This is a genomic window from Lactobacillus sp. PV012 (genome assembly GCF_014522325.1).
Classification (GTDB): Bacteria; Bacillota; Bacilli; order Lactobacillales; family Lactobacillaceae; genus Lactobacillus.
Genome location: NZ_CP041983.1, coordinates 741,684 through 755,781, shown reverse-complemented (window position 1 = coordinate 755,781; position 14,098 = coordinate 741,684). Strand labels below are relative to the sequence as shown.

The window sequence follows — 14,098 nt, the reverse complement described above, 5'->3', positions numbered from 1 at the left end:
CAAATCTCAAACATATGTTTTAAGATATTAAAATTATAATTTTAATGTTAAAATTGAAGAATCACTAGAAAGGAGTACATTTTGCATTCAAAACAAAAATTTAATTTTAAAGACTTTTTTGCTTTAGTAAATAAACTCCATCCAAATTATTCAAAATTAATTTGGGGAGTCATTTTAGGATTTATTGGAACTGGAGCTAACCTTTTTGTACCACAACTTGCCCAAAAGCTAATCAATAACTTCAAATCAATCTCTCCAACTTTGATTATTTTGACAGTTATTATTTTTATTGGGGGATTATTAGTTAGTGCAGCTTCTGGACTTTTACTAGGAATCTTCGGTGAACATATTGTCTCACGTCTGCGTGAAGCCTTATGGCACAAATTACTTCAAATGCCGGTTAACTATTTTGATAATAACAAAACTGGGGACATGAGTTCACGCTTAGTTAACGATACGTCGCAAGTGAAGCAATTATTAGCTTCTACCTTACCCAATGCTATGACTTCTCTCCTACAATTTTTCGGAGCTCTTTTTATTATGATTAGCATGGATTGGCAAATGACTATTTTAATGTTTATTGGGGTTCCACTCTTCGTTATTGCCATGCTTCCAATTATGAGTCAGTCACGTAAGATTGGACGTAAACGCCAAGATGAGGTTGCCAATTTCTCTAGTACCACTACTAATGTCTTAGGAGAAATCCGGTTAGTTAAATCATCCAATGGTGAAAAAAGAGAACTCAAAAATGGTCATGATCGTATCCACCGTCTTTACAATATTGGCCGTAAAGAAGCTTTCATTAACTCATTAACTCAACCAATCATTAATATGTTAATGATGATTCTTTTCCTAGGAATTTTAGGCTATGGAGCAATTCGAGTAATGCGTGGTTCCCTTACTATGGGGGCTTTAGTATCATTTCTAATGTATCTTTTCCAAATTATGAGTCCTGTAATTATCATTAGTCAATTCTTCAATGAACTTTCAAAAACTAGTGGTTCTACCGAGCGTCTCCAGCAAATTTTATTGGAAAAAGAAGAATTTCTTCCTCATAAAGAAAAATCTGATATTGCCAATAAAGTTCTTAAGTTTGACAATGTTAACTTTTCTTATGAGGATGGAAAACAAATTCTACATAATATTAATTTTCAAGCTAAACCCAATACTGTGGTCGCTTTTGCAGGCCCATCAGGTGGCGGGAAATCTACTATTTTTGCCCTAATTGAGCGTTTCTATCAACCCACTTCTGGCCAAATTCTAATTGGTGATAAGGATATTGATACTCTTGATTTAAGCAATTGGCGTCAGCAAATTGGTTTAGTTGGTCAAAATTCTTCTGTAATGCCAGGCACTATCCGAGAAAACCTTGTTTATGGATTAGAAAGAGAAGTTTCTGAAGATGAACTATGGCATGTGCTAAAAATGGCTTATGCAGAAAAATTTGTTAAAGAAATGGAAGACGGACTTAATACTCAAATCGGTGAACGTGGAATTAAGCTCTCCGGTGGGCAAAGGCAAAGAATTGCAATTGCTCGAGCATTTTTACGTAATCCTAAAATATTAATGTTAGATGAAGCAACTGCTAGTCTTGATTCTGAATCTGAGGCAATGGTTCAAAAGGCACTGAATAGTTTAATGAAAAACCGGACCACCTTGGTAATTGCCCATCGCTTGAGTACAATCGTTGACGCGAATGAAATTTATTTCATTGATCACGGAACAGTTGATGGTGCTGGTACTCACGAGCAATTAATTAAATCAACGCCAAAATATGCAGAATATGTAAAAACTCAATTTAAAGATTAATATACCTGGTATCAATCGCATCCCTCTAGTTGTGGGTGCGATTTTTAATATATTTTTTATTTGAACGGATAATAAAACCACAAAATCCTTATTTGAATTTTGTGGTCCATTCTTGTTTTAACTTTAGAGATAGTCTTGGGTAATCAGATAGTTATTAATTACTTTAAAATATTTCTTACGCTTTTTCAGAACTAGCGATATCTTGTCTTAATGTGTCTAGATTGACTTTACCATTTCTAAATTCTTGATTATAAATTGGAAAATGCTGCTCGAAAGTTTCAAAAACTTCCAAATTTCCTACTAATTTTTTACTCTTAAAATCTAATAAGTGGCCTCCAATCTGACGATCATCACTTAAAAAATGAAGATGCCAGCCACCAGCTGTTACTGTATCAAAAATGGCTGGTGCATAATAGCCAATAATTGTTCCAGAAACATTCTCATAAGTAAATTCTGGTTGATCTTTTGAAACCTCTAAAAAACTTGGATAAGGTTTCTCTTGCTTAGGCGCAATACGTGTGTGTAAATAAGATAATTCTCCATGAAGTTTAACTGCTGCAAACACATTGCGTAAGTTGAACTTTCTTGGTAATTCATCTTCTATTACTTTAATATCAGTATTATTTAATTCAATTTTTTCTCCTTGTTCAGGAAAATGAACCGACGCAAAGGGAACTTTTTGTTCTAAATCGGTAATTTCGTTTATTTTTCCAGAAGATTCTGCTTGGTAAACACGACCATCTAAAATAATTCCTTCACCATCTAAATCATTAAAAGTTCCTACTCCAATACTTCCATGTTTCAAAAGTTCTTTTAAGCTTAAAGTCCCTTCAAAATTACCTGCCATCAAAGAAGCAAGTGTTCCATGTTCATATAATGTTGTCATTGTTAACTTCCTTTTTTACTATCCTAATTGAGAATCAATCAAGTTTTTCGCTAATTCTTTATTATGGGAGTAGTCAACTGGAACATCAACTACTACAGGACCCTTTGTAGAAAAAGCCTGCTTTAAAACCTCATTTAGTTCTTCCGGCTTATTAACTCGCATCCCTGTTGCTCCAAAACTTTCTGCAAATTTTACAATATCTACTTCACCAAAGTTTACTCCTGCAGCTTGTGGATATTTCAATTCTTCTTGGAATTTAACCATGTCATAGTGCCCGCCATCATTCCAAACAATAGTTACCAAGTTCAAATTATGTTCAACTGCAGTTGACAACTCGGCGGCTGAAAACATAAAGCCCCCATCTCCACAAACCGCAACTGCCTTTCTTTCTGGATAAAGTAAAGCAGCGACAATTGCCCATGGCAAACCTACTCCTAAAGTCTGCATTCCATTTGAAATTAATAAATGTCTTGGTTGATAAGCTCTAAAGTAACGCGCCATCCAAATATAATGTGAACCTACATCTAAAGCTACATGAGTATCATCATTAACATTATTTTGAATGGCCTTAACAATTGCTAAGGGATGGGACTTTGTCGGCTTGGTCTGCTTCGGAACTTCAATTTCTCTATCAAGTTCTGCTTTGAAATCAGCTAACAGCTTCTTACTACTATCTGGATATGAGTAACACTCATCACAGAAAAGATCAGTTAATTGTTTTAAACTGGTAGTGATATTCCCAACTAATTGCATCATTGGTGTATAGTTATTATCAATTTGAGCCGGAACACTATCCAAATTAATAATTCGTAAGTTTCCTTCTTTATTCCAATTGCGAGGCTCATACTCAATTGCATCATACCCAATTGCCAATACTAGGTCACTTTTTGCTAAAAGCCGATCTCCTACTTGGTTTCTAAATAATCCTACACGACCAAAGTAAGAATCTTTTTCTAACTTTCTTGAAATAACTCCAGCTGCTTGGTAAGTTTCTACGACAGGAAAAGGAAACTTATCTAATAGTTTACGCAACGCCCTTGTTGAAGATTCATCTCCAGCTCTTTGCCCCACTAAAATAACTGGCAATTTACTTTCCTTAATTAATTCAACAACCTTCTTCAAATCTGCTGGATCTGCTGGTCCCATTTTAGGATAAGGATAGACAGGAAGAGGCTTTTCCGTAATAATTGCATCGTCAATGTCTTGTGGCAAACTAACAAAAGCTGCTCCTTTAGGTGCATTTTGCGTTGCTTCGATTGCGTTGGCCATTGTTTCAGAAATATTATTGGGATCTTGAATTTCTGCACTAAATTGTGTAATTGGAGCCATTAATTGCTTTGCAGGAGTCGATTGGTGAGTTGCACGATACAAATCTTTTCTTTGTACTTGGCCCCCAATGGCTAAAACTGGATCTCCCTCTGCATCAGCAGTCATCAATCCAGTAGTCAAGTTTCCTACTCCCGGACCAGAGGTTGCAATAGCTACTCCTGTTTTACCAGTTAAGCGCCCATAGGCTTGAGCCATAAAAACTGCATTTTGTTCATGTCTAGTTACTATTAATTGAGGGGAGTCTGCACTATCTTTCCCATCTAAAGCTTCAAATAAACGATCAATCTTTGCTCCAGGAATACCAAAAACAAGATCAATATTATGTTTTTTTAAGCTATCTATGATAATATCTGCTCCATATATTTTCTTTTCCATAATTAGGCACCTCTATTCTTTTATACTCCCTCTTATTTTAAATGATAAAGCTAGATTTTAAAAATATAATTGCTTAGCAACAAAAAAATATCCTTTTTCAAGGATATTTTTATTGTTCTCCATTTATTGCATTAAAAGCTACTTGTAGATCATTGTTTGCAATTGTGAGGTCCTGAGTACTTGCATTTTTGTCTGCTAATACTTTTTTAGCTGTAGCAAGTGCTTCATCATAATCACGACGAACTTTTTCATCAGCTTTATGATATTTTTCTTGCAATTGAGTAGTAGTTAAGCTAGTTGAAGAAATTGTATTACTCAACTTTTCAAAATTAACGCTTGTTGATAATTTAGTTGAATCTACTCCTTTATCCTCAAACATTGCAGCCTTAATATAACCCCCAGCCGTTTGATAGTATCTTTCACCATCGATAGTTTTAGTACCTTTTATCTCTAAAGTAGTACCTTCTTGAACATAATCACCTTTAATTACATTTCCTTCTTCATCGTACAAAGCAGCAGTCTGTTTAAGAGTTTTCTCAATCTTATTATCTGAAGATAAAATTTTTGTTGGCTTAAAGTTTCCTACTTTAACATATTGATCTTTCCCAATACGATAAAATTTTTTCTTATTAATTGTTACCGTTTCAAAAGTAGTCACTTTACTATTTTTCTTTAAAACTACTTTCTTAACACGCTTACCTTTATCGTTATAAATATAAGCATTATGGGTTAAAGTTCTTTTAATTGGCATTGCTACATTAGTAGCTTTAACGTATTGGTCTTTAGCAATCTTAACGTATTTTTTATTCTTAATTGTTTTGGTATCTAGGACTTTAATGATACTATTTTTCTTTAATGTCTTTTTATTAAGACGTTTTCCACTACCTGAATAAACATAACTATTATGAATTAAATTAGTATTAATACTGGCAGCATTTACCGAAGACGCCAAACTCAAACCTAATAAGGTAACACCGGTCAATAATATAAATTTGTTCTTCATTTTTCTCTCCTTTATCTTTCTTCAATTATACACTGTCTCATTAATTAAGTGTTGCAAAATATTTCCTCAAAAATCTGCCGATATTACAAAAAGTTTAAGAAAGTCTTTAGATATTAGGAACTAATTGCAAATCTTAATGTGTAAGATATTATTATTGATAGAAAAATTATTTTGAATGGAGAAAGATATCATGAAAAAATCTATTAAGTATTCTGCAACTGTTTTAGGAACTGTTCTTGCATTAGCACCTGCAGTTGCTGGTGGAGTTAATGCTAAAGCTGCAGATGCAGACTCTGCTGCTGTTGTAGCAACTAGTAGTGCTACAGATTCTTCTGCTGCTTCTAGCGCTGCAAGTAGCGCAGATGTTTCAGCTGCAAGTTCTGCTTCATCTTCAGTAGCAAGTGCTGCAACTAGCTCTGCTGATTCTAGTGTTGCAAGTTCTGCAACTTCTTCAGCAGCTAGTGCTGCTTCATCAAGTGCAAGCCAAGCTTCAAGCGCTGCAAGTGATGCTAAAAAGGATGACACTAAGAAAGCAGATAAGAAGAAGTCTACTAAGAAGACTTTAGTATTCAAGCACAATGCATTTATTTACAATGCTAAGGGTAAGCGTGTTGCTAAGAGTGGCGTAATTAAGAAAAACACTAAGCGTGAAGTTGCCAAACTTGAAGAAAAGACTATCAAGGGTAAGAAATACGTTAAAATTGCTAAAGACCAATACGTTAAATTAGCTAATGTTAAGGTTGAAGATGCTAAAGCAACTTCAAAGAAAACTGCTAAGAAGGAAACTTCAAAGAAAGCTACTAAAAAGACTACTAAGGTAACTAAGAAAACTACCAAAGATACTAAGAAAGTAGCAACTAAAGACACTAAAAAAGCTGCCAAGGATAGCAAAAAGTTAACTACTAAAGATACTAAGAAAGCTACCAAAGATAGCAAAAAGGTAGCTGCTAAAGATACTAAGAAAGCTACTACTAAAAAAGCTGTAAAAGCTTCAAAAACTGTTAAAGCTGATACTAAAGCTAAAAAAGCAACTAAGTAATTTAACTTAATAAAAAAGCGATCGTTTCTAAAAAACGATCGCTTTTTTTACATTCTTTAGTGAATACTACCTATCACTTATTCATTTGCAATTCGAACAAAGCCCTCACTTAATTTCTTATTTTCTGTCTCTGTTGCCTTTATGCGGTCCCCATTCGTGCTTTGATCTACTAAGACCACTGGATTACCATTATGAAAAGCAAAAAAGTAGGTAATATGAAGTGTGCCAGGAGCGCCAGGTTTATTATAATTATACATTGCTACCACATTATAATCATTATTTCCTTCCCCATTTTCACTCATTCCAATTGAAACCGGTTCATCATTTACATCAAAACGATCAAACATTTTAGGAAATTCACTACCAGAATCTGTACGCAATTGACCACCTGTGTACTTTGTATAATTCTGGTTCATCCCTGCAGCCCAATCAGCAAAAAAGCTTTCAAATTTTGCTTCCTTTTCTGAATTCCAATAACCTGAACTTTGACTAGTTGTTGTACTCTCTTGGCTACTTTTTCCACTACTAGTTTTAGTAACTGAACTGCTTGAATTTGTAGAATTGGCAGAAGACTCAATTTGCGAAGTAGAAGATTGATTAAAATGCTGATAAGCAATGTATCCTCCTTCTCCTAATACTGCAAGGATGCCTAAAGTAATGAAAACCTTATAGGCAGTATGCTTCTTTTTTGAGGGAGACTGTCTTGAAATTTCAGTACGAGTTGCTGGTGCTGGATAAGAATCTGAATTTGGCTGAGATGCCTGATTACTTTTTTGCTTAAGGCGATAACCACAATTACTACAAACATTATCCTCTGGCTTAACTTTGTTTCCACAATTTGGGCAAAATTTCATCTTATCCTCCAAAAATAATTTACTTTTTAAATATTAATTTACATAAACCGACTTAAAATCAAACTCTAGGTAATTTGGCATAAAAATGTAACCTTTTACCTTAGATTTAATTAATACTGAATTGTTAATTTCAAATAATGGAATTGTTACTTGTTGCTTCATCAAAAGTTTTTCTGCCTTAACATAATCTTGATACTGTTTTATTGGATCAGCACCATTTTTGTTGATTGCATCTGTTAATAAACTATCATATTCTTTATTATCCCAGCCCGGACTTTGTGGCGTTGTACTTTTGAAATTATTTAAGAGATCAATCGCACTAGGAATTTGTGTAGAAGTAGAATAAATATTTAGATCATAATTTTTAGCAGCCGTTAGTGCTAATTGCTGTGTCAAAGGAACATGACGAACTTTCACAGTTAATCCTGGCAATTCTGAGAGATTACTTTGAATATACTCAGCGGTTTCTTCGCCTGAAGAACTGTCATCTGATAAAACAGTAAGTTCAAGATTTTTAAGATTTTCTTCCTTCTTTCCAGCACTCCAAAGTTGCTTTGCCCTTTGTAAATTATAGGTTACAGCTTCTTTCACATAAGCATCTTTTTCTAAAGGAGTGCCAGTTTTAGGATTTTTATTGTAGTTTTCTGGAATAAGACCCAGCAAAGGTTTTGAGGTACTATGAAGTGACTTCAAAAGTTCATGTCGATTGATTGCTGCAGCAATAGCCTGACGAATTTTTAAATTTTTTAAAGCTTTATTCTTGAAATTAAAATCCATTCTAGTAATAGCATAAGTCGGAAAATCATGAAATTCTTTCTTTTTCTCATTAGCTGCAATTTGGCTACTATCTAGAAAGGTATTATCACTTTTACCAGCTTGATAAAGATTATAACTAGTGATCGTACTTGCATTAGACTGAACATTAATCTTTTTTAAATACACATGCTTTTTATCCCAATAATTTTCATTTTTAATTAAAACCCAATTTTTTTGATTTGGATCCCACTTTTTTATTTTAAATGGTCCATTAGCCACAAAATATTTTGAAGATGTTCCATAACGTGAACCAGCCTTTTTCAAAATACGACTATTTTGAGGATAAAAGGAAGGTAAACTTAAGTACTCTTTTAACATTGTATTAGGAACTTGCAAATCAAAATGCAAGTGATATTTAGAAGGTGCTGATACTCCTAAACTAGTTACCTTCTTTTTTCCTTGAACAATATCCTTTCCATTTTTAAAAAGACCCATTAACCCCATACTTGAAGACTTAGTTTTCGGATCACTAATACGGCGATAAGTAGTAACAAAATCTTCTGCAGTTAAATCTTCATTATTAGCCCACTTGGTCTTTCTTAAATAAAAATCATAGTGCTTTTTATCTTTGGAAACAGTAACCTTATCCGCTAATGCCAACTTTGGTTTTCCGGTCTTATCAATTCGATACAAACCTTCACCCATATTTACCAATGCACCCATACTTGCAGTATCTGCAACTTTACTTGCATCTAAAGTGGTTATTTCTCCTGTAGTAGCCCAATTTAATTCTGAATTCTTTGTTTCATCTTTACTATTTTGCTTGCTACAACCCGCCGCTAATAAGCTTATTGCCACAAGTGTTACAACTCCTAGTTTTTGTTTAACCTTCATTTCTTATCTTCCTTTTAATCCTGTTTTGCTGAATAATTAGGTAAAATATTTTCTACAACTCTACTTACGGCATCATTTACTTTTGCATAAGGTTCTCCTAAGACTTCTTTTTCATATAAATATATATGAATCTTAATATAAATAAATGTCGTATTATGAGGGTCAAGTTTTAAAACACAATCTAACATTTTTTTCACTTCTTCCCTCAGTTCTTCATTTTTCTCATAACGTCCATGGAAGATACCAATAACAACTACCTCTGCAAATTTTAAATATAAATAAGTATCTTTTTTATTCTTCATAATATACTGACCTAAAATTTTCATCAGTTTTATTATTTCCGCAGTTGAATAAAGAGAAGTAGTATATTGTAGTCTTAGCAATATGCTAGATGTTATTAAAGTAGGAGAATTTATCTTTTTCAAATCAATTCGAAGTAACTCTTTTTCTTGCTCATTTAACAGGTTAGGAAAAACTGCCACTATTAGTGAAAGTAAATTTAGGTACACAGAGTGCGGTACTTCTTCATTTAACTCTTTTACTTCCTTATATAATTTTTCGTAATACTGCCTTGTTTGTTCTTCATCAGAAAGTGTCTTTGATAATTCATTACTTATTTTTTCTAATCTTTTTGTATTTTCACCAGCAACTAGAATCCGCCTAATACTTCTTTCAAGTTTTGGATCAGAGTAGTTTTTATTTATTAATTCAAAAAAGCTATCAGCATTAATCTGATGAATACCTCGCTCTACCTTTGAATAATAAGATTCGGTCATGATTCCTTCACTAAATTCTTTTTGAGTTTTTCCTGTAAGGGTGCGGATTAATTTTAATAACTCTGAAATTTTCATTTAAGATTCCTCTTTTGATAATACTTATTGTCTTCTAACGACTCAGATTCATCCTCTGGAACCATCTTAATAGCTTTCTGGATTACCACGATATCTCGATATAGATCCTTATCTTCAGTCACAATAGCTTCAATTTTCTTAACAATAAAACTATATCCAAAATGACCTTCATCGTATAAAGGACTAGCTATTTCTCCAACTATGTTAAAAGGTAAAATGAAATCTTCCTTGGGAGCCTCATCATTTAGTAAAATTTTCAAATAATCTACCAGCAAAAATAAAAATTCCGTCCTAAAATCGTTATCTAGATCTTCTCCTTTAAAAGTACGGTGCACTAATTTAATAAAAGAGACTCTTTCCTTACTATCCATAAATGGCAACAAAGTTCTTAAATTCGATACTGCTATTCCACCCCAATTTTCTACTCTATATAAAATTTGAATTCTTTTTTTAATTTCAGGAGTGGCTGGCCACTTTTTAGCTATGCCAAAACTCGTTTCTGCATATGCTAATCCTTCTTTGATTAATTCGCTTAAATTTTTATTTATCGCTTCTTTTCTAATCTTCTCAAACTTATCTTTATCTTTTAAAACAAGTGCCTGAGAAATACTTTCTAGTAACCTTGATTCTTCAGATTTAGAATTTTCACTTAACATAATTTTTAAAAAGCTGTCAACATCTATTACACCAAGGTTGTTATCAAAAATTTCACAAAGCGTATCTATATCAATATTATGAATATCTCTTTCAATTTTAGAATAGGCTGATACAGAACATACACCTTCACACATTTCTTGTTGTGTAATGCCTGCTTGAAGACGTATGTTCTTTAGTGCAGCTCCTAATTTTACCATTAAAAATTACTCCTTTTCAATGAGGCTAGAAACTAGTCTAAAAACATACCTATTTTACTACAAACACTTAATCCTTCAAAATATCTTCCAATATGAAAATTTGTAATAAATTCAAACAAAAAGCCTACATAACCTATTTAACTTTCGTTAGGTAATTATGTAGTCTTTTTGTTTTAACTTTTAATTTCTAATCTTGATAATTTAAATCATCAAATTTTTCATCTTTATATTGTTTAGCTAATTCTGGGGATTTCCAATATACTCCATCTGCCCAAGCGCCAGCTCCATGTGCAGTGACAATTACTGGCTGTCCTTTTTCAGTATGAGCGCCATAATATCCACCATCTCCTGCACCTTGGAAATAACCTCTAACATTAATATATTGAATACCATCAACGCTAACTATTAGTGCCCGACTATAATCCTTAGCGGCGACTGCCTGCTTTTCACTTGGAATATCTGGTAGCTTCTTTATATTTACTTTACGAAGTTGTGTAGAGCCTTCCTCAGTAATAATCTTTGATCCTTCAAAAGTAATCTTTTCTTCTTTTCCCTCACTGTCATATCCATACCAAGTTCCCTGATATTCACTTGGAATAGGGAAAGCTCCTTCATCCCCTGGAAGGTTAGTTTCTGATTCTTTGTTAGTATCTTGGGATTGCTCGCTTCTAGTTGAAGATGCGCTTGAGGAACTCATTTGATCACTTGAAGAAGTTTGGCTTATCTCTGAATTTGAGGATTGATTCGACTCCTCTACTGAAGAATTACTTGTTTTATTCACAGATGGTAGACTTGCTTTACTACTTACAGATGATTGCGAAGAAGATGTACTACTAGTTTGTTGATTATTTTGACAAGCTGTTGCTCCTAAACTTATTAATGCTAAACTACTAAGTAAAATTAATTTTTTAGTCATTATTGTTCTTCTTTCTTAAATTCTTCAATTTATCCAATTAATTACTTTTATAATAATCATGTGAGTCCCAGGATGTTTTCCCATTTTGTATCTCACCAAGTTGATAAATACTGCCATTCTTTCTGAATAATACTCGGGCATTTTTTTCACCTTTATATAACCCTCGAGCTTCTCCATCATATTGAATAAGATAAGTATTATTAGAGACTTGCTTGTATTTAACATTCTTGCCTTCACGAGGTGGCATTCCCGATTCCCAAAGAGTTATCGAATTTGCATCAATGGTTACTGTACTCATAAGATCCGCACCATATTTTTTTGTTTCATACTTACCCCATATTTCTGCAGGTAAGCTGCTTTTCCAGCCACCTTCATTATCATTAGTAGAGTGGTCTGAAGAATCCGAATTTGAAGTAGAGTTTATGTATTTAATCATTGCCTTAATCGAAGACATTTTTCCAGAAAATGCTTTTGCTAGTTTATCTTTAGAAACAGTAGTTACACCATCATTTGAGACTACTACTTTATCTTCCTTAATATTTACATCAACACTTCCATATTGATTGGATAAAGTATACGAGCTTTCAGAGTTTTTCTGGGCGATCAAATCTCTTTTAGCAAAATCATCTTCAATTTCTTGAATTGTACTTTGAAGATTATTAATACTTTTATCTTTATAAGTCAAATAGCCCATTAACATCCATTCATTATTAGAAAAGTCAGAATCAACTGACCCTGACTTTTCACTAGCTGTCGAAGAAGTACTTTTATCTCTCCCTATTTCTGGAAAATTATTCTTACTTTGAGAAGCACTAGGAGACGAAGTTGTACTTGATTTTTGCTGATCATTTTGGCAAGCAGTTGCTCCTAAACTTATTAAAGCTACACTACTAAGTAAAATTAATTTTTTAGTCATCATCGTCATCTGTATCTACTCTTTTATCTTTAGTTAATTTACCTATTCCAATGGTTTTAATCTTGTAATCATCACCATCTTTTTCGATTAAGCCACCTTTATACTCCATAGTTTGATCTTTATCATGATCATCTTTATGGAAAGTCCAATTAATCTTAAAGATTATTGCACTCATATTTTTTCCAGCAGGACTCACTGACTCAACAACGATTTCCTTGTCAGCGGAATTTATTTCTTCATTTTTATCAATATCCTTAAGCACTTTCTTAATATCGTTGTAGTCTTTATTGTCTTCACCATCAATAAATTCATCAGAATCTGGTGAGGACCATGCATTATCCAATAGTTTCTCAGCATCATCTTTAGAAATAACGCCATCCCACTGAGGTTCAACAATACAGCTACCATCTTCCATTGTTACAGTACCACTGTTTGAGGTTCCATTTTCCTCATCACTTATACTGTCAATTTCTCCTTCTAAATCAGTGATTACTTCTGATTTAATAGTCTTTTTATTGTAAGTAGTTGTTAAATAAAGATTCATATTTTTTGTCATTGGATAATCTTCACAAGTAGCTTCACCATCATTATCTAACGTACCAATCTTTTGATCATTAATATATACATCAGCATTAGGTGTGCCCTTAATTTTAAAAGTTTGGGTTTTAATATCCAAATTAATATCTTTATTATTCCAAACGTCTACACTAGAGCTTGTTTTTAAAGTACGACCTGAAACATCCGATTGAACTTCTAAATTATACTTCCCTGGAAAAAGGCTTGGACTAGTTGTTGTATAACTAGCACCATCTTCAGTTAAGTTACCAATAGTTTTCCCGTTAATCTTAACAATAGAATTATCATGATTAGTTGAAATTTCTGGCTTATAGGTTCTCAATTTCAAAACATACTTAGGAAAAATTAAGAAGTTAGAGCCATTTTTAACTAATTGAACTTGAGAAGTATTAGTGTTATTTTTCATACTTTCTGCTAAATCATCGGCTTCTTTTTGATTTTCATGATAATAATTTTGGAATGGCTTTAAGCTAGCTGCAGTTACTTTAGTTGTATTATCATCTGAAATTACATCCTTAGATAAATTAGCATTAGGATTCTTTACCGCTGCAAAAATTCGATCCACTTGATTTGATTGGCTAAAATATTGGCTACCAGCATAATAGCCTCCACCTAAAATAATCACTACTCCAATTCCTAAGCCAAGTAAAATTTTATTTTTTGTTTTCATTGGCCGACGAGGAACAGATTGTGTTCTTTTTTGAATTTGGGGTTTAGATTCAAAATTTGAAACTGATTTTTTAGATTGTTGAGGTGCCTTTTTAACCCTAGAAGGCTCGCTTAAATGATATCCACAATTACCACATACTTTATCAGTTGGACTAACAGATTTCCCACAATTTGGACATTTCATTGAAGATTGCTGTTTAGAATCTAAAGCAGAAGATTGAGTACTATGTTCAGTTTCTTGGGGAAGCTGAGTAGATTTGGAAACTTTTTCTACAGGCTCTTTCTGGTCAGAAAGGCGATGTCCACAATTACCACATACTTTATCAGTCGGATTAACCGGTTTCCCACAATTTGGACAAAATTTTTTCATT

General features: G+C 33.1%; 12 protein-coding genes. 2 read left to right on the top strand and 10 right to left on the bottom strand.

What is annotated here, in order from left to right; genetic code table 11:
* The first annotated feature begins 81 nt into the window (after positions 1-81).
* Positions 82-1,809, top strand: a complete 1,728-nt coding sequence (locus FP433_RS03790; RefSeq protein ID WP_265487222.1) for an ABC transporter ATP-binding protein — start codon at positions 82-84, stop codon at positions 1,807-1,809.
* A gap of 175 nt (positions 1,810-1,984) precedes the next feature.
* Here FP433_RS03790 and budA read toward each other — a convergent pair whose 3' ends face one another.
* From budA to FP433_RS03775, 3 genes are all read right to left on the bottom strand, one after another.
* Positions 1,985-2,695, bottom strand: a complete 711-nt coding sequence (budA, locus tag FP433_RS03785; RefSeq protein WP_265487220.1) for an acetolactate decarboxylase — start codon at positions 2,693-2,695, stop codon at positions 1,985-1,987.
* A gap of 18 nt (positions 2,696-2,713) precedes the next feature.
* Positions 2,714-4,399, bottom strand: coding sequence for an acetolactate synthase AlsS (gene alsS, locus FP433_RS03780; protein ID WP_265487218.1), 1,686 nt, complete (start codon positions 4,397-4,399; stop codon positions 2,714-2,716).
* Between the two features lie 109 nt (positions 4,400-4,508).
* Positions 4,509-5,402: an SLAP domain-containing protein gene (locus tag FP433_RS03775; protein WP_265487216.1), complete on the bottom strand. Its 894-nt coding sequence runs from the start codon at positions 5,400-5,402 to the stop codon at positions 4,509-4,511.
* Between the two features lie 190 nt (positions 5,403-5,592).
* On the opposite strand from FP433_RS03775, the gene FP433_RS03770 reads away from it, so the two are divergent.
* On the top strand, positions 5,593-6,441 hold the full coding sequence (locus FP433_RS03770; RefSeq protein ID WP_265487214.1) for an SLAP domain-containing protein: 849 nt from the start codon (positions 5,593-5,595) through the stop codon (positions 6,439-6,441).
* Positions 6,442-6,518: 77 nt separating this feature from the next.
* Here the strand turns inward: FP433_RS03770 and FP433_RS03765 are convergent, their stop codons facing one another.
* The 7 genes from FP433_RS03765 to FP433_RS03735 all read right to left on the bottom strand — a co-directional run bounded on the left by FP433_RS03765 (position 6,519) and on the right by FP433_RS03735 (position 14,097).
* Positions 6,519-7,295: a DUF4767 domain-containing protein gene (locus FP433_RS03765; RefSeq protein WP_265487213.1), complete on the bottom strand. Its 777-nt coding sequence runs from the start codon at positions 7,293-7,295 to the stop codon at positions 6,519-6,521.
* A 33-nt stretch (positions 7,296-7,328) separates the two neighbouring features.
* The gene (locus FP433_RS03760) at positions 7,329-8,945 is read right to left on the bottom strand and encodes a peptide ABC transporter substrate-binding protein (protein WP_265487211.1); all 1,617 of its coding nucleotides are present in this window, start codon (positions 8,943-8,945) and stop codon (positions 7,329-7,331) included.
* A 14-nt stretch (positions 8,946-8,959) separates the two neighbouring features.
* Positions 8,960-9,796, bottom strand: a complete 837-nt coding sequence (locus FP433_RS03755) for a helix-turn-helix domain-containing protein (protein WP_265484590.1) — start codon at positions 9,794-9,796, stop codon at positions 8,960-8,962.
* Complete coding sequence (locus tag FP433_RS03750) at positions 9,793-10,650, bottom strand: helix-turn-helix domain-containing protein (RefSeq protein WP_265484591.1); 858 nt, start codon at positions 10,648-10,650, stop codon at positions 9,793-9,795. Before FP433_RS03750 ends, FP433_RS03755 begins: the two co-directional genes overlap by 4 nt.
* Positions 10,651-10,837: 187 nt before the next feature.
* The gene (locus tag FP433_RS03745) at positions 10,838-11,566 is read right to left on the bottom strand and encodes a hypothetical protein (RefSeq protein ID WP_265484592.1); all 729 of its coding nucleotides are present in this window, start codon (positions 11,564-11,566) and stop codon (positions 10,838-10,840) included.
* Positions 11,567-11,603: 37 nt separating this feature from the next.
* The gene (locus FP433_RS03740; RefSeq protein ID WP_265487209.1) at positions 11,604-12,491 is read right to left on the bottom strand and encodes a hypothetical protein; all 888 of its coding nucleotides are present in this window, start codon (positions 12,489-12,491) and stop codon (positions 11,604-11,606) included.
* On the bottom strand, positions 12,475-14,097 hold the full coding sequence (locus FP433_RS03735; RefSeq protein WP_265484594.1) for a TcaA 3rd/4th domain-containing protein: 1,623 nt from the start codon (positions 14,095-14,097) through the stop codon (positions 12,475-12,477). The genes FP433_RS03740 and FP433_RS03735 overlap by 17 nt, the downstream gene beginning before the upstream one ends.
* Position 14,098: the final 1 nt, after the last annotated feature.